This window comes from Paenibacillus nanensis (assembly GCF_003583765.1).
Lineage (GTDB): Bacteria > Bacillota > Bacilli > Paenibacillales > Paenibacillaceae > Pristimantibacillus > Pristimantibacillus nanensis.
Genome location: NZ_QXQA01000006.1, coordinates 93,905 through 110,491, shown reverse-complemented (window position 1 = coordinate 110,491; position 16,587 = coordinate 93,905). Strand labels below are relative to the sequence as shown.

Annotated in this window: 13 protein-coding genes; 9 read left to right on the top strand and 4 right to left on the bottom strand. The window is 55.3% G+C overall.

Features of this window, described 5'->3' with window-relative positions:
- Positions 1-28: 28 nt before the first annotated feature.
- Complete coding sequence (locus D3P08_RS11725) at positions 29-1,408, bottom strand: Glu/Leu/Phe/Val family dehydrogenase (RefSeq protein ID WP_119599891.1); 1,380 nt, start codon at positions 1,406-1,408, stop codon at positions 29-31.
- 124 nt (positions 1,409-1,532) lie between these two features.
- Here D3P08_RS11725 and D3P08_RS11720 point away from each other — a divergent pair, with 124 nt between their 5' ends.
- From D3P08_RS11720 to D3P08_RS11695, 6 genes are all read left to right on the top strand, one after another.
- Positions 1,533-1,937, top strand: coding sequence for a gamma-glutamylcyclotransferase family protein (locus D3P08_RS11720; RefSeq protein ID WP_119599890.1), 405 nt, complete (start codon positions 1,533-1,535; stop codon positions 1,935-1,937).
- Between the two features lie 27 nt (positions 1,938-1,964).
- Positions 1,965-3,185, top strand: a complete 1,221-nt coding sequence (locus tag D3P08_RS11715; protein ID WP_119599889.1) for a copper resistance D family protein — start codon at positions 1,965-1,967, stop codon at positions 3,183-3,185.
- A 400-nt stretch (positions 3,186-3,585) separates the two neighbouring features.
- A complete protein-coding gene (gene pheS, locus D3P08_RS11710; RefSeq protein WP_119599888.1) occupies positions 3,586-4,620 on the top strand; it encodes a phenylalanine--tRNA ligase subunit alpha in 1,035 nt (344 codons plus the stop codon).
- A 33-nt stretch (positions 4,621-4,653) separates the two neighbouring features.
- On the top strand, positions 4,654-7,095 hold the full coding sequence (gene pheT, locus D3P08_RS11705; protein ID WP_119599887.1) for a phenylalanine--tRNA ligase subunit beta: 2,442 nt from the start codon (positions 4,654-4,656) through the stop codon (positions 7,093-7,095).
- 144 nt (positions 7,096-7,239) lie between these two features.
- On the top strand, positions 7,240-10,347 hold the full coding sequence (gene zapA, locus D3P08_RS11700) for a cell division protein ZapA (protein ID WP_119599886.1): 3,108 nt from the start codon (positions 7,240-7,242) through the stop codon (positions 10,345-10,347).
- 21 nt (positions 10,348-10,368) lie between these two features.
- Positions 10,369-10,863, top strand: a complete 495-nt coding sequence (locus D3P08_RS11695) for a hypothetical protein (protein ID WP_119599885.1) — start codon at positions 10,369-10,371, stop codon at positions 10,861-10,863.
- A 218-nt stretch (positions 10,864-11,081) separates the two neighbouring features.
- Here D3P08_RS11695 and D3P08_RS11690 read toward each other — a convergent pair whose 3' ends face one another.
- The 3 genes from D3P08_RS11690 to D3P08_RS11680 all read right to left on the bottom strand — a co-directional run bounded on the left by D3P08_RS11690 (position 11,082) and on the right by D3P08_RS11680 (position 12,849).
- A complete protein-coding gene (locus D3P08_RS11690; protein WP_119599884.1) occupies positions 11,082-11,762 on the bottom strand; it encodes an SDR family NAD(P)-dependent oxidoreductase in 681 nt (226 codons plus the stop codon).
- A 138-nt stretch (positions 11,763-11,900) separates the two neighbouring features.
- Complete coding sequence (locus D3P08_RS11685; RefSeq protein WP_119599883.1) at positions 11,901-12,293, bottom strand: cupredoxin domain-containing protein; 393 nt, start codon at positions 12,291-12,293, stop codon at positions 11,901-11,903.
- A gap of 199 nt (positions 12,294-12,492) precedes the next feature.
- Positions 12,493-12,849 carry a phage holin family protein gene (locus D3P08_RS11680; protein WP_119599882.1) on the bottom strand — a complete coding sequence of 119 codons (357 nt, stop codon included), beginning with the start codon at positions 12,847-12,849 and terminating at the stop codon, positions 12,493-12,495.
- Positions 12,850-13,036: 187 nt separating this feature from the next.
- On the opposite strand from D3P08_RS11680, the gene D3P08_RS11675 reads away from it, so the two are divergent.
- From D3P08_RS11675 to D3P08_RS11665, 3 genes are all read left to right on the top strand, one after another.
- Entirely contained in the window at positions 13,037-15,406 is a 2,370-nt protein-coding gene (locus tag D3P08_RS11675; RefSeq protein ID WP_119599881.1) for an endonuclease MutS2, read from the top strand.
- 18 nt (positions 15,407-15,424) lie between these two features.
- On the top strand, positions 15,425-15,847 hold the full coding sequence (locus D3P08_RS11670; RefSeq protein ID WP_119599880.1) for a DUF350 domain-containing protein: 423 nt from the start codon (positions 15,425-15,427) through the stop codon (positions 15,845-15,847).
- Positions 15,848-15,968: 121 nt separating this feature from the next.
- Positions 15,969-16,514 (top strand): hypothetical protein, encoded by a 546-nt coding sequence (locus tag D3P08_RS11665; RefSeq protein WP_119599879.1) that lies wholly within the window; start codon positions 15,969-15,971, stop codon positions 16,512-16,514.
- Positions 16,515-16,587: the final 73 nt, after the last annotated feature.

The window sequence follows — 16,587 nt, the reverse complement described above, 5'->3', positions numbered from 1 at the left end:
CACTCTCCGTTCTGGCTTGCAACTTCTCTTAATACAGCTTTCCTTGCCGATACAGGACGGTGGAAAGCTTCGTCACCGCATGGACAAAGCAATTTTGCCGAAGAGGAAGGGGATCTCCGAAATAGGCGGGCAAAATGCTGTTCATCGTCTTCTGCATTTTGGCGTACAGCTGCCTGTAGATTTCTTCCTCGGAATAAAATTGCGTCTCTCTGCCTTGCAGCCACTCGAAATAAGAAACGATTACGCCGCCGGCATTCGCCAAAATGTCGGGGATGATGATCGTACCCTTCGATGCGAGCGCTTCGTCGGCTTCCCCCGTTATCGGCGCGTTCGCGCCTTCAACGATTATGCGCGCTTTCACGTCTCCCACGTTGCCGGCGTGAATTTGTTCCTCCAGCGCCGCTAGAAACAGCACGTTGACGTTCAGATATAGCACAGCTTCCCGATCCAGTATTTGCGCTTTGGCGCCGCATTCCCTCAGCGCGTCATCCGATGAAGGAAGGTCGCCGCTATTGACGCTCGCGTACGCAGTCAGAGCCGGAATATCGAGGCCTTCCTCGTTATACAGCGTAACGTTGCGGTCGCTGACGGCTACGACCTTGCCGCGGATTGCCGTGCATTTGTAGGCTTCCATCGCCGTTACGGAGCCGACGTTGCCAAAGCCTTGGACGGCAATGGTGAGCGGCTTGTCTACATGAGCCATAGCGGTAGCGGCGAATATATTGGAGCTGCCGGATAGCCAGTCCTTATTGTCGCGAAGAAAATCATGCATCAAATAACGGAATGAAAAATAAACGCCTTTGCCGGTCGCTTCCTTGCGGCCTAAGGAGCCGCCGTTCACGATGCTTTTGCCCGTAAAGGATCCCAAGTAAGGCGAACCGGGATGGATGCTTTTGTATTCCGCCATCATCCAGTCCATTTCCCGCTCGCCGGTGCCCATGTCCGGCGCCGGAATATCTTTGTCAGGGCCAAGGATGTCGGCGAAGTATTGGACGTATTTTTTGCAAATGTGATAAAGCTCTTTCTCGGAATATTGGCGGGGATTGATGACCACGCCGCCCTTGCCGCCGCCGAAGGGAACTTCATGCAGCGCGTTCTTCAGCGTCATAAGGGCGGCCAAGTTCGTGACCTCGTCTTCGTTGACGCTTTCATGGAACCGGATGCCGCCTTTGTAAGGCCCGAGCGTGTCATTGTGCTGGATCCGGTAAGCGGGGATCCGCACGACATTCCCGTTCTCAAGCACGATGCGTAAAAACGCTTTATGTACTTTGTTCGGCGTGGACAGAATGGCGGCCAGCGATTGGAACACCTGCTTGCGCCGCTCTCCTTGCACTTGCGGGAGGAATGAAGTGTCCTCCATCATTGCGGTTAATGATTGTTGAACAATAGCGCCGGTTTGACTAGCCATAAAGGAAAACCTCCTTGTTGGTTATACAAAATCGAGCTCTATCCATTGTACCATAGATTGCCACTGCCTTCGAAATAAGCCATAATGTTTCATAATCCGATTTTTTTTGCGCGGGGGAGAAATCATGGCCAAAATTTCTGTTTTTATATATGGGTCATTGCTTCCAGGGCACAGCAATCATCATGTTATAGCATCGCATATTACCGCTTTCGAGCCTGGGGAAATCGAGGGCTGTCTGGTCGATGTCGGCCCCTATCCGGCTGCCGTGCGCAGCGGAAGGAACGGAACTGGAGCGGGCAGGATACGCGGCGGGTGGATTATCATAGGCCGGGAGGGGCTCGCGGCAATGGATGCGCTGGAGGAATTCTCGGGCATAGAAGAGATGAACGATTACGACCGCGTCTGGGTAAGCGATCGAACCAACCCGGCTATGGAAGGCTGGGTGTACGTATGGGAATCCAGCCGGGGATTCCCGACGATCCCGGACGACAACTGGCCCGATTATTGGGCGCGCAAAAACAGAAGGTAGAACTACAACATATAGGGACGTGAAGAAATGCCGATCATACCTCATTTGGCGGGTACATGGAACGGGGCGCCGGACGTGTTGTTTTATGCGGTAAGAATTTTATATTATTTCATGCTGATGACGGCTGGCGGAGCCATGCTGCTTACGTTTGCGATTCCTGCAGGGGAGAGCGGGGCAGGTCAACGGAAGCTGCTTCATCAGTGGAGCGGTTTTGGGATGAGAGGACTGCTGCTGGCTGTTCTTCTTTTTGTGTTTGTCCATGCGAACCGGACGGTTTCCAGTCTGGGCGGGGGAGGGGAAGCATGGGTTAAGCTGCTCACGGAGACATCCACGGGACAAGCTTGGCTCGGTTTGATCGTGTTATCCTTCCTCGGATTCGCGGTGATCAGGCTGAACGATACCGTCAAAATCATATGGGCATTGCTCCTGCTGGGGGTTGAAAGCTTCGAAGGCCACGCAGCCGCATCCGAGCACGCGACAGCCGCGATCGTATCGGATTTTATTCATTTGGCCTGCGCGGCGGTATGGGCAGGCGGCGTTCTGCTCCTGCTGTTGTTCTGGAAAGCGGACAGGGAGGAAGCGGGAAGGTTCGCCGAGCGGTTTGCGGCCATTGCCTGGATCACGATGGCGGTCTTGACCGTTAGCGGGATTGTGATGACATGGCTGCTTATCCCTTCTTGGCTCTATCTTCTGTATACCGATTGGGGCAACTGGCTGGCTGCCAAGGCAATTATCGTCCTGCTTGTAATCGCGCTGGGCACGATACTGCGCGCCAGAGCGAAGAAGCGGGAGCTGCAGCGAGGAGCACTGCTTAAGCTCGACGGGATTCTTATGGCGTGTATTATCGCCGCGGCTGGCGTCATCACCTATCTTAGCCCTGCGCCGGACAGCGAGCCGCTCCATCACCATGAGATGGGCGAGGATTTTCATTATACGCTTTCGATTTCGCCGAACGCGCCGGGGCCTAACGATGTGGGGCTGACGATATGGCTGCCGGAGGACAGCGGCGAGCCGTCAGACCTGCAGCTGTCGTTCGTTTCCGCTGACAATCCTGGGAGGAAACCCGTTGAGATTGAGCTTATGCCAGCGGAGTCCGACGAGGAGGACTTCGGATTCCCGGGCTTCACGCGGTATTACTACGCTGCGGACGACATGAAGCTGCCGCGTCCTGGTAACTGGAAGGCCATGCTCGTCGTGACCGAAGCGGACGGCAATAAGCTGGAGCGCGAGGCGGTATTTTCGAATTAAAAAAGAACCCCTAATTGCCATCTATTGCAACCGAGTCTTACTTTGCATATAATAGGGAATAATGTTTTTGACAAAAGTCAAAATGCTTTGATGGAGAAAAGTAAGCAGTGCTTTCGCACAGGGAAGGAACGCCGCAGATTGAGAGCGTTCCTGCGTAATCAGGCTGCCGAAGTTCGCTCCGGAGCATGCCTCTGAACCGTTCAAGCTTCGCGCTTGGCGCAAGTAGGGGGTCACGGTTCCCGCCGTTACCGGGACTTAAGGAATAGCAAGCCGGTTTTTGACGGCATGCCGTTCGAATTAGGGTGGTACCACGGTTCTTCCGTCCCTTCGGGGAGGAAGGGCCTTTTTTTATTTTCCGATGCTTGGGCATACCAGGCGACAACATTTGGAGGCGATGAATGTGAAAGCAAGACTGGAGGAGCTTCGCGGCGAAGCGCTGCAGGAGCTGCAGGGAGTAGAGACGCAGCAGGCGCTGAACGACCTGCGTGTCAAATATTTGGGCAAGAAGGGTGCGCTGACGGAAATTCTCCGCGGCATGGGAGGACTAAGCGCGGAGGAGCGTCCGATTATCGGTCAAGTGGCGAATGACGTGCGCGCCGCGATTGAAGCCGTCATTGAAGAGAAAGCGGCGGCTTTCCAGCAAGCGGAGACGAATAACCGTCTGCTTGCGGAGACGATCGATGTGACGCTGCCGGGCAAAAAGCTGCCTACGGGCGCGGTGCATCCGCTGAACAAGGTGGCTCAGGAGATCGAAGATATATTTGTCGGACTTGGCTATTCGATCGCGGAAGGGCCCGAAGTGGAGACGGACTATTTCAACTTCGAAGCGCTGAACCTGCCGAAAAATCATCCGGCGCGCGATATGCAGGACTCCTTCTATGTTACGGATGAAATTTTGATGCGCACGCATACGTCGCCAGTCCAGGTTCGCACGATGAAGGCGAAGGAAGGCATGACGCCGGTTAAAGTGATCTGTCCGGGCAAAGTGTACCGGAGAGACGACGACGACGCGACGCATTCGTTCCAGTTCAATCAAATCGAAGGACTCGTCATCGGCAAAGGCATCCGGATGAGCGACCTGAAGGGCACGCTGCTTCAATTCGTGCAGCAAATGTTCGGCGAGCAGGCGCAGATTCGACTGCGTCCAAGCTTCTTCCCGTTCACGGAGCCTAGCGCGGAAGTAGACGTTACTTGCGTTCAATGCGGCGGCCACGGCTGCCGGATGTGCAAGCAGACAGGCTGGCTGGAGATTTTGGGCTGCGGCATGGTGCATCCTCGCGTGCTCGAAATGGGCGGCTACGATCCGGAGGAAGTGACAGGCTTCGCGTTTGGTATGGGCGTGGAGCGGATCGCGCTGCTGAAATACGGCATTGACGATATCCGCCATTTCTACACGAACGATCTGCGCTTCCTGGGACAATTCGCGAGAATATGACGGTGAGATAGAAAAGAAGGGACGAAACGAGAGATGAAGGTATCCTACCAATGGTTGAATGAATATATCGAGCTGGACGGCCTAAGCGCTGAAGAGCTCGCTGAGCTTATGACGCGCGGCGGCATCGAAATAGACGGCGTCGAGTCGCGCAACAAAGGCGTAAGCGGCGTTGTCGTCGGCTATGTGAAGTCGAAGGAGAAGCATCCGGACGCCGACAAGCTGAACGTGTGCAAGGTGGACGTCGGCACAGGCGAGGAGCTGCAGATCGTATGCGGAGCCAAAAACGTGGACGCCGGCCAGAAGGTGCCGGTTGCCATTATCGGAGCCGAACTGCCGGGCGACTTCAAAATCAAGCGGGCAAAGCTGCGCGGCGTAGAATCGCAGGGCATGATCTGCTCCGCGAAGGAGCTTGGGCTTAACGACAAGCTGCTGCCGAAGGAACAGCAGGAAGGTATTCTCGTGCTGCCGGAGTCGACGCAGCTCGGAACGCCGATCGGGAATGTGCTCGGCATCGAAGATGAAGTGCTGGAGCTCGATTTGACGCCGAACCGTTCCGATTGCCTCAGCATGCTGGGCGTGGCTTACGAGGTTGGCGCTTTAACGGGCCGCGAGGTGAAGCTGCCAAGCACGGCGATTCATGACACGGTAGAAAAAACGTCGGATCTGGTATCCGTTCAAGTGCTGGCTAAAGAACAATGTCCGCATTACTCTGCAAGATATATTAAAAATGTAAAAATCGGCGCTTCGCCGCAATGGCTGCAGAACCGTCTGACGGCGGCTGGCATCCGCCCGATCAATAATGTCGTGGACGTGACCAACTTCGTCATGCTCGAATTCGGCCAGCCGCTTCACGCGTTCGATGCCGACAAAGTGCCGGGCGGGCGAATCGTCGTCCGGATGGCGAACGAAGGCGAAACGATCGTAACGCTGGATGACCAAGAGCGCCGTTTGGAGCCTCACATGCTGGTTATTACGGACGGCAATCAGCCGATTGCGCTTGCCGGCGTTATGGGCGGCGCAAACTCGGAGGTAACGGATGCTACGGTTAACATTTTGCTCGAATCGGCTAGGTTCGACGGCGGCACTGTTCGTAAAACCTCCCGTCAGCTGGGACTTCGTTCCGAATCCAGCATCCGCTTCGAGAAGGAAGTCGATCCGTCCAGGGTTATTCCGGCGCTTGACCGCGCGGCTAAGCTGATCGCCGAATTGGCGGATGGCTTAGTAACGGAGGGCGTCGTGGAAGCTGTCTCCCAATCGGTAGAGCCGAAAAAAATCTCGGTAACGCTTGAACGAATCAACGGTTACCTGGGCACGGAGCTGTCGAGCTTGGAGGTTCGCACGATCTTCGGACGGCTGCAATTCCCTTACGCCGTAGGGAATAACGACGAATTTACCGTCGATGTCCCAACGCGACGCGGCGATATTACGCGCGCCGTCGATCTGATCGAAGAAGTCGCGCGCTTGCACGGCTATGATAATATTCCAACAACGCTTATTCATGGCGACGCGATTCCTGGCTCATTGACAAAACCGCAGGCGATTCGCCGCGAGCTGCGCAAGCGGCTGACAGATTCCGGGCTGCATGAGGTGATCAGCTATTCGTTCACGAGCCCGGCGAGAACAGCGTTATTTCCTGCGCTTACGGACGGAGCCAAAGCGGTTAAGCTGGCGATGCCGATGAGCGAGGAGCGGAGCGTGCTGCGCACGTCTCTGATCGCGCAGCTAATCGAGACGGCTGTATACAACCGCAACCGTAAAAACGAATCCGCGGCGATATTTGAAATCGGCAGCGTGTTCCATACGGACGAGGAGCAGCTGACGAGATTGCCGCAGGAGAAGCATCGTTTCGCCGCGCTGCTGACAGGCAATAAGTCGGAAACGCAGTGGAACAGCAAAGCGGCCGCTTACGATTTCTACGATGCGAAAGGGATTGTCGAAACGGTAATTGAGGTGCTGGGCCTTACGCCGAAAGTGACGTTCGCAGCCGCTCAGCCGGAGCATTTCCACCCGGGCAGAACGGCCTCCGTAGCGCTTGAGACGCCGGCTGGCCCTGTCGTGATCGGCTACGTCGGACAGCTCCATCCTGCGCTGCAAGTGGAGTGGGACATGGCGGACACGTACTTGATCGAGCTTGGTTTGAATGCTTTGTACGAAGAAGCCAGCGCCGACATCGTCTATAAAGCGCTGCCGAAGTATCCGGCAATCGAGCGGGATATCGCCGTTGTTGTGGATGCGAACGTTGCCGCGGGCAGCTTGACAGCCGCAGTAGAAGGCACGGCAGGAGAGCTTTTGGAATCCGTGCGCGTCTTCGACGTCTATACGGGAGAGCGCCTCGGCGCCGGCAAGAAGAGCGTCGCGTTATCGCTTGTATACCGCCACGCGGAGCGAACGTTGACGGATGAAGAGGTTACTGCGCTGCACGGCCAGGTTGTCCAGCATTTGGAACAAACTTTTGGCGCGGAATTGCGCAAGTAGGCAGGAAACATATAGAGCCGCATCGAATTAGTTCCAAATGAACTTCGATGCGGCTTTTTTTTGCCAAAATCCTGTAAAAACAAGGGCTGCAAGGCAGGGCTGCGGGGAACGTTATTGATTTGGGCGATAGGAGGACATGACTTCATGGATGGGGACAAAACTGTTGTAACCGTTGACATATATGGCATTCAATATAAGATTAAGGGTCATTCCAACATCGAATATATGAGAAGAGTTGCCAGCTCGATTGACGAAAGCATGAAAAAACTGGCGAAGACCAATCCGAGGCTGGATATGCAGAAGCTGGCGGTACTCTGCGCGATGCAGACGACGGAGGATGTGTTCCGCCTTCGCCGCGATAACGCGAGACTGCAAGAGGAAGAAGCGCGCGCGATTGAAACGAGGCAGCAGCTCGATGCGGAGAAGCAGCGGAATGCTGATTTGCTGGCTAAGCTGGATGGGGTGCGCGCCGAGGCGGAAGCGAAGCTGAACGAGACGGTAGCGGCATCGGAGAAGCGGCTCGCGCAGCTGGAGGCGATGGCCGAAGAACAGAAGCAGTCGGGGCAGAAGGCTTTGGCGGAAGCGCTTCAAGCACACGAGGAACAGCTTCAGCGTCTGAAGGAAGCGTACGAGCAGGAATCCGCGAGGCTTCGCGAGGAGCTTGAGCTGGAGAAAAAGACGGAGCTTGTGCAGCTGAAAAGCAGGCTGGAGACGGAGCTTGCGAAGCTTGAGCAAGAGAAAGATAAAGCGATCGAGGGATTGACTGCTGAAAGGGACCGGTTAACGGCGCAATTCCAGACGGAGCAGACGAAATGGAATGAAGCGTTGGCGGAGGAAAAGGAACAGCTGACCGTTCGTTATATGGCGGAGCTGGAGCAGCTGGTTGCCGAGCATGCCGCCGAGCTGGAACACTTGGCGTCTGAGCATGCCGCAGAATTGGAGAAGCTTGCGGCTGGGTTCGCGTCTGAGAAAGAAGAGCTGATAGCGGATCATTCCTTGGAGCTTGGGGAAACCATTGCAAGATTAACGAGCGAAAAGACGGAAGCGAGAGACGCCATCCAGCGGGAGTGGCAGTCCAAATGGGACAAGCGGGAGCATGAGTGGCAGTCGGAGCGAGGCAGGCTTTTGGCGCAAATCGAAGAGCTGCGTCAGCAGTCCCAAGCGGAGAAGGAGTCGCTTGAGAATCGTCTCCTATTGGCCGATGAGCAGCTGACACAGGCGATGGAGCATGAAGAAGCGCTGCGGTCCACGGTTGCACAGCTGCAGCAGGAGCAGCAGGCATACATCGACCAGTTGAATGAGGCTGCCGGACAAGCTGAAGATTTTGCCGAGGAACGGAAGCGGTGGGTCGAGCGGCAGGAGGAAATCGAGCGAAAGCTTGCTGAACGGATCGCCCTTGCTGAAGAAGCGGAACGCAGCTATACGGAGCAGCTTGATCAGCTGTCCTTCAAGGAGCTTGAGCTCGCCGAGCTGCTGGAACAGCGGGAGTCCGGCGAGCGGGAGCTTCAGGCCCGGCTGGAGGAAAGCCGTCATGCGGAGCAGCGGCTGAAGTCGCAGCTTGAGCAGTCGCAAGCAGCGGGGCTGGAGCTGCAGAAGCAGTTGGAGCAAAGCCGCGCTGCCGAGCGTGAGCTTCAGGAATTGATGAACGATCAGCAGGAAGAGGAGCGCTCGCTGCGCGAGAAGCTGAAGGCGGCTGAGCTGGAGCTGCAGGAAATGTCGGAGCTTCAGCAGCTGGCCGAGGAGGAAGCGGAAGGGAGATTGGCCGAGCTGCGGGTTCTTGTCGACGAGCTGAAGCTTGAGCTGGAGCAGACGCGTACGGCTGAACGCGAGCTGAAAGCTCTGCTGGCACAAAAGCAAGCCTCCGAGCGTGAGTGGCAGGAAATGCTGGAGCTTCAGCAGGATGCCGAACGCGCGCTGAAGAAGCAGATTGCGGAGCTGCAATCTTCGGAGAGCGAGCTGCAGGAGCGAATCGAGCTGCTGCAATTGTCCGAGGGCGAGCTGAAAGGGCAGATCGCGGAGCTGCAGTCGTCGAAGCGCGGTCTGAAGGAGCAAATCGAGCTGCTGCAATTGTCCGAAGGCGAGCTGAAAGGGCAGATCGCGGAGCTGCAGTCGTCGGAGCGCGGTCTGAAGGAGCAAATCGATCTGCTGCAATTGTCCGAGAGCGAGTTGACAGGGCAGATCGCGGAGCTGCAGTCGTCGGAGCGCGAGCTGAAGGAACGGATCAAGCAGCTGCAATTGTCTGAGGGCGAGCTGAAAGGGCAGATCACGGAGCTGCAGTCGTCGGAGCGCAGTCTGAAGGAGCAAATCGATCTGCTGCAATTGTCCGAGGGCGAGTTGACAGGGCAGATCGCGGAGCTGCAGTCGTCGGAGCGCGAGCTGAAGGAACGGATCGAGCAATTGCAATTGTCTGAGGTCGAGCTGAAGGAGCAGATCGCGGAGCTGCAGTCGTCGGAGAGCGAGTTGAAGAGGCGGATTGCGGAGCTGCAGACTTCGGAGAACGAGCTAATCGAGCAAATGGGGCAATTGGAGTCCTCTGAAGTCGAGTTGAAGCAGCAATTGCTGCATCTGAAGTCATCCGAGGACGAGCTGAAGAAGCAGATCGCGCTGCTCCAATCGTCGGCGAACGCGCTGAAGGATAAGCTGCAAGCTGTCGAACGGGAGCTGCAGGACCAGATCGAATTGGGGCAAATGGCGGAATCGGAGCTGGAGTCGAAGCTCGCTGCACAACAAGCGGCTGAGCGCGAGCTGAGAGAGCAGCTAGACAAGAAACTAGCGGCAGAACGGGAGTTACAGGAGCAGCTTCACGCTATGAAGGCGAAGCAGCAGGATTTGATTGAGGAACTCGAAACCACCTTTGCGCGTGAACGAATTGCCAAAGGCCAGCTCGAAGAAGCGGTGGAGCAAGCGGAGCAATTAAGCCGTCGATTGGAAGAGCAGGCGGAGCTGCTCGCGCAGATGGAAGAGGAAACGGCTCGCGTACAACGAATGAAAGAAGAACTGGAAGCGAGCGAAGAGAGCCTTCGCGAGCGGATGGAGCTTGCTATACGGGAAGCGGCCGCATCAGCGGACACGAGCCATTGGGAAGAGCAGCTTAACGAGCTTCGGAAAGAGCGCGATGAAGCGGCGCTTCACTCTTCACGCTTAGCTGAGGAGCATGAGGCCCTGCTCGATCAGCACCAAAAGCTGAAAATCGAATACTCGAAGCTGCAAACCGAATTTAACGAGTGGATCGAGCTCATTGAACAAAGCTAGACGGTTAACGAAGCTGTAACGGTGAAAAAGACCGTTACAGCACACTGTGCCGATGAAACGGAGACTGTAACGGTAAAAAACGCCGTTACAGCGCGTCCCGGTGGAGGATGCGGGGCTGCAACGGCGAAAAAGACCATTACAGCACCCTGTGCCGATGAAACGGAGACTGTAACGGTAAAAAACGCCATTACAGCGCGTCCCGGTGGAGGATGCGGGGCTGTAACGGCGAAAAAGACCATTACAGCACCCTGTGCCGATGAAACGGAGACTGTAACGGTAAAAAACGCCGTTACAGCGCGTCCCGGTGGAGGATGCGGGGCTGCAACGGCGAAAAAGACCGTTACAGCACCCTGTGCCGATGAAACGGAGACTGTAACGGTAAAAAACGCCGTTACAGCGCGCCGCGTCCGAGAGCGCGAGGCTGTAATGGTGAAAAAGACCGTTACAGCACCCTGTGCGGATGAAACGGAGACTGTAACGGTAAAAAACGCCGTTACAGCGCGCCGCGGCGGATAACGGGAGTCTGTAAGGGCGAAATAGACCGTTACAGCACCCTGTGCCGATGAAACGGAGACTGTAACGGTAAAAAACGCCGTTACAGCACGCCGCGTTGGAGGATGTATAGCTGAATGGGCGAAAAAGCCCCGCAAGCCGAAATTCGCGGCGTCCCACGCGGCTCCCAAAAAAAAGAAAAAACCGGTCAAGGTTATTGTCCTTGACCGGTTTTTTGCATGCTAACCGTAAGAGTGGATCGTGCCAGTCGGCCCCCCGAAGGAGAGGGCGGCGAGCCGCACGATATCCGGTGTGACGACTGCGGGATCTTTGCCTGTGGTGTGCATTTCGGTGCGCAGGGTGCCGGGATTGTACAGATTGACGAGGATACCGTTCTCGTGTTCCTCGTCGGCGACCGTGCGCGTCAGCGATTCCAAGCCCGCCTTCGCTGCGCTGTAAGCGGCGAAGCCGCCGGCCCCGTTGCGGGAAAGGCTCGAGGTTATATTGATGATGCGGCCGTACTTTTGCTTCCGCATAGACGGCAGCACGGCTTTTATTAATAGGAACGGGCCAGTCAGATTCGTTGCAATTTGGTTTTGCCATTCCTTAGCGGAAAGGTCGTAGACGGCCCCCGATTCCAGAACGGCCGCGTTATTCAGCAAGATGTCGATGCGGCCCCAGCGTTCAAGCGCGTTAGCTACGGCTTCGTCCACTTGTTTCTCGTCGGTTACGTCGGCTTTAATCACTTGCGCGGCGCGCTCCGTTCGCTGCACGATCATTTCAGCCGTTTCCTTCAGCTTGTCGGGGCGTCTGCCGAGCAGGACCACATCAGCGCCCGCTTCGGCAAACGCGATCGCAGCAGCCCTGCCAAGCCCGCTGCCGCCTCCGGTAACAATAGCGACACGTTCATCTAATGCTCCCATCGTACATCCTCCATTCATTAGCTGTGTGAACCCTATGTTATCAGAGGAGGCTTGGCATTGGAAGGGCTGCCATCATTAGACTTTCTTGGACAAAGGGTAAGGAAATCTAATAGCAGGGCCTCAACCCGGACAGCAGCTCTACTCCACGACCAGTTTAGCTGTCATAGTGCGATGACCGGGACCGCAAGGGACGGAGCAAATCACGTCGTAAGTGCCTGGCTTATCAAATTGAACGGTGACGGTCTTATCGTTGCCGACTTCGTAATCGGTTTTCAAAATTTGCAAGCCATGCACGCCGTCCACCGATTTGAGCGTAAGGCCAACCGCCTCTCCGGCTTTGATTTTGTACTCCTCTTGATCAAACTCCCAGTTTTTCGCTGTGATGACGAGCTCCGAGGTTGGAGCTGCCTGCTCCGCGGACTCATTGCTAGCTGAGCCGGAATTTCCCCCATTGTTCCCTGAGTTGGATCCGCATGCCGCAATAATGAGCACCAGGGCAAAGACAGATGCGAAAATAAACCATTTTTTCATGTTGATATCCCCTCCCGAATTCGTAAGAAAACAATCTCTTTCTTCTTCTATCGTAACTTATTTTCGGGGCGGATAAAGAAGGTTCGGTGACAATGGTTTGACAATATTTTGAAGAAGTAATGAACATACTGCAAAAAGAAAGAGAAAATCCCTTGCCCGCGGGCAAGGGATCGAATGGAGCTATAGTAACGCCGACAAATTAGCGATTGTTCCGTCCGGCTTCGTACGGTGTGCTAACCGGGATAAACAGGTCGATGATCCCGATGGCAAGCGCGGCAAGAATGGCGCCCAGCCAAGTAACGGATACGCCGCCTACGATAAATTGCGCGATCCAGATGACGGCAGCGCTTGCGATAAAGCCGACGATGCCGCGTCCGAAAGGCGTAACTCTTTTCCCGAATATGCCCTCGATAATCCATCCGATTGCGGCGATAACAAGCGCCAGGAACAATGCGCTCCAAAAACCGCCGACACTGAACTGAGGCACGATGAAGCCTACAAGCATAAGCACAAGCGCCGATACGATAAATCGTACTACATGTCCTAGAAATGTCATTTTCGTTTGTCCTCCTTATTGAAGTTCTGAACGCTTGGGTCAGGTAAAGAAGGTTTTGTTGATTCGGGCTTAGTGTTGCCAATCATGTGTAGATTATGTGTGGTACCAATTAACCTAAACCATCCTCGCCTCGTGCATCGGGGTGAAGGTTCGGCTATAATATAAGGGCGAGAGGAGTGTTAACAAGTTGGACGCCAAAATATTGACGACACTGGAGTATCCAAAAATTATAGATAAATTAACATCGCATGCGGCTACGACGCTTGGCCAAGCAAGGACGGCGCAGCTTCGTCCCGTTACCGAGCTGGAAGAGGTCAAATCGCTGCTGCAGGCGACCGATGAGGCTTATGCAGCCGATCGGCTGAAGGGCAGCGCGCCTTTTGGCGGCATCACGGATATTAGCGCTCCGCTGCATCGCGCGAGAATCGGCGGAACGCTGAATCCGGCCGAGCTGCTCGAGATCGCTTCTACCTCCCGAGGCGGCCGCAGGGTGAAGAAGCATATCGAGGTTATTCATGATGAACACCCGATCCCTATGCTTCGCGCGCTGGCCGAAGGCATTAGCGAACATAAAGCGCTGGAGGATGACATTTTCGCATGTATCGACGAACAGGCGGAAGTGATGGACAGCGCAAGCCCGGAGCTTGCGTCCATTCGCAGAGAGCTTCGAAACGGCGAATCGCGCATTCGCGAGAAGCTGGAGTCGATGATTCGCTCCTCCTCGGTCCAGAAGATGCTGCAGGACGCGATTATTACGCTGCGGAACGACCGTTACGTCATTCCGGTCAAGCAGGAATACCGGTCGAATTTCGGCGGCATCGTGCACGATCAGTCCGGTTCGGGCGCGACCTTGTTTATTGAGCCCGAAGCGATCGTTGCGATGAACAATAAGCTGAGAGAGCAGCGCGCGGCGGAGCAGCGGGAGATCGAGAAAATACTGCAAAAGCTTACGGCGCGGACGGCGGAGCATGTGGACGATTTGCTTGTGAATCAGGACTTGCTCGCCCAGCTGGACTTTGCGTTCGCCAAAGCAAGACTGGCCCATGAGATGAAGGCGTCGCAGCCAAGAATGAACGATCGCGGCTTCTTGAAGCTGAAGCGGGGACGCCATCCGTTAATCGATAAGGATAAGGTTGTTCCGCTTGACGTGGAGCTTGGCAACCAATTTACGGCGATTATCGTGACGGGACCAAATACGGGCGGTAAAACCGTGTCGCTGAAAACGATCGGCCTGCTGAGCTTAATGGCGATGTCGGGTCTGTTCGTGCCTGCGGAGGAAGGAAGCCAGCTCTGCGTATTCGACGCCATATATGCGGATATCGGAGACGAGCAAAGTATTGAGCAGAGCTTAAGTACGTTCTCCAGCCACTTAACGAATATTATCCGCATTCTCCGGTCGATGACAGCGAAAAGCCTCGTGCTGCTCGATGAGCTTGGCGCGGGCACGGACCCGGCAGAGGGCTCGGCGCTTGCGATCGCGATATTGGAGCATATTCACGCCAAAGGCTGCAGAATCGTTGCGACGACCCATTACAGCGAGCTGAAGGCATACGCCTACAACCGGAAGGGCGTCATTAACGCCAGCATGGAATTCGACATCGCTTCCTTAAGTCCGACTTACCGGCTGCTCGTCGGCGTGCCTGGACGAAGCAACGCCTTCGCGATCGCGGAGCGTCTCGGTCTGCAGAAGTCGATTATCGACCATGCGAGGGGCGAAGTGAGCGAAGAGGATCTGAAGGTTGAGAGCATGATCGCTTCGCTGGAGGAGAACCGGCTGAGCGCTGAATCCGAACGCCAGTCGGCGGAGTCGCTGCGCAAAGAAATGGAGAGCTTGCGCGCGAAATATGATGCCGAACGGCTGCGGTTTGAGGAGCAGAAGGAGAAGCTGCTGCAGAAAGCGCGCGAAGAAGCCCGCGAGGCCGTTGCGAAAGCGAAGCGCGAAGCTGAAACCATTATTGCCGATCTGCGTAAACTTGCTATGGAAGAAGGCGCTTCCGTTAAAGAACATAAGCTGATCGAGGCTCGCCGCAGATTGGATGAAGCCGCGCCCGAAGCGGCGGGGCCGAAGCGCGGCAAACCAAGCGGTGCGGGTAAGCCGCAAAAGATCGGCCCAGGCGACGAGGTGATGGTCTACAGCTTGAACCAGAAAGGGCTAGTCGTGGATATGCACAGCTCTGAAGCGACAGTGCAGCTAGGCATTTTGAAGATGAAGGTTGCCCTTGACGACATGGAGCTGGTAAAAGCGAAAGCGCCGGAGAAGGCGCAGCAGCAGCCGAAAGCGACAGCCAGTCTGAAGCGGACGCGCGACGAAGACGCGCGGATGGAGCTTGACCTGCGAGGCGAGAGCTTGGAGGAAGCCATTATGGAAGTGGACCGGTTCTTGGATGAATCGTTCCTGGCCGGCTTCGGTCAAGTTTACATTATTCACGGAAAAGGCACAGGCGTCCTGCGCACGGGGATTCAGCAATATTTGCGCAAGCATTCGCATGTGAAAAGCTTCCGTAACGGCAACTATGGCGAAGGCGGCATCGGGGTTACGGTAGCCGAACTGAAATAGGAATTGGGGGAGACGTCCATGGAGGCGGATATCGACAAGCTGCTTGGCAATCCTTACGCCGCGTCTTTAATTTTCGTATCGGTGACGGTGCTGTCGCTGATCGTGTTTCTGTCTATCTTTGAGCTCGTAACGAAATATAAATGCTGGGACGAGATTAAAAAAGGCAATTTGGCTGTCGCCATGGCCACCGGCGGCAAAATATTCGGAATCTGCAACATCTTCCGGTTTTCGATCGAAGCCAATGATTCCATCTATGAAAGCTTAATCTGGGGCGCATTTGGCTTTGTTATTTTATTGGTGGCTTACTTTTTATTTGAATTTATGACGCCCGTGTTTCGGATTGACGACGAGATTCAAAACGATAACCGGGCGGTCGGACTTATTGCGATGATTATATCCGTATCGCTTTCTTATGTGATCGGAGCGACCGTTATCCTGTAGCCTGGAGGCTCTTTCGATGAAGTATTTATGGGTGACGCTGCTTATCGTGGCTATTTTATTTTTTGTAAGCGGCATTATTTATTTAATGTTGAACTAGAGGATTAGAGGAGAGATTCAGGAGATGCAGGAAGATAAAAACCGCCAGGTATGCCATTGGTGCTTATCTGAAATTATTTGGGATGAGGAGATTGGACCGGAGACGCATTGCCCGCATTGCGACAATGAGCTTGGCAGCTACCGTTCGATGAGTATCGGATTGGAACGCGGCGATGACGAGGCGGAACAGCCCGGCAGCGATGATTCCGACGACGAGGACAAGTGGCTGGACGACGAAGAGGATGATTCGGATAAGTATACGGCGGAGGAGGGCTTCCGAGGAGGCAGCCGCAGTTTGCTCGCGGCAGAAAGCGTGATTCAGCGGATTATCGACGAGCAGCTAGAGGCGCCGGAATGCCCGGTATGCCGCGAGTATATGATGGAAGCGGGCGTTCAAACCGTTGGCGGAGCCGGCTTTGCAGCGGCGGAACCGGCGGCTGTCGGCATTCCGGTTCTGCCGAATCCGTTCAAAATGGTGTGGTACGTATGCCCGGCATGCTACCATACAGCTTCCTTCTTGAGCCACGCCGACCGCGAAGAAATGATGAACCGGCTGGCCGCTCGCTCTTAAGCTAATTCATTGCCAAATATGGACGGGCATTGGACGCGTTTCTTCAGGGCATCTTACAAAACGTATTTCTAAG

Coding starts and splice junctions, on each gene's coding strand:
- D3P08_RS11685 (WP_119599883.1), bottom strand. CDS start 12,293: ATGAAAAAATGGTTTATTTTCGCATCTGTCTTTGCCCTGGTGCTCATT.
- pheT (WP_119599887.1), top strand. CDS start 4,654: ATGAAGGTATCCTACCAATGGTTGAATGAATATATCGAGCTGGACGGC.
- D3P08_RS11715 (WP_119599889.1), top strand. CDS start 1,965: ATGCCGATCATACCTCATTTGGCGGGTACATGGAACGGGGCGCCGGAC.
- D3P08_RS11665 (WP_119599879.1), top strand. CDS start 15,969: ATGCAGGAAGATAAAAACCGCCAGGTATGCCATTGGTGCTTATCTGAA.
- D3P08_RS11690 (WP_119599884.1), bottom strand. CDS start 11,762: ATGGGAGCATTAGATGAACGTGTCGCTATTGTTACCGGAGGCGGCAGC.
- zapA (WP_119599886.1), top strand. CDS start 7,240: ATGGATGGGGACAAAACTGTTGTAACCGTTGACATATATGGCATTCAA.
- D3P08_RS11720 (WP_119599890.1), top strand. CDS start 1,533: ATGGCCAAAATTTCTGTTTTTATATATGGGTCATTGCTTCCAGGGCAC.
- D3P08_RS11680 (WP_119599882.1), bottom strand. CDS start 12,849: ATGACATTTCTAGGACATGTAGTACGATTTATCGTATCGGCGCTTGTG.
- D3P08_RS11670 (WP_119599880.1), top strand. CDS start 15,425: ATGGAGGCGGATATCGACAAGCTGCTTGGCAATCCTTACGCCGCGTCT.
- D3P08_RS11725 (WP_119599891.1), bottom strand. CDS start 1,408: ATGGCTAGTCAAACCGGCGCTATTGTTCAACAATCATTAACCGCAATG.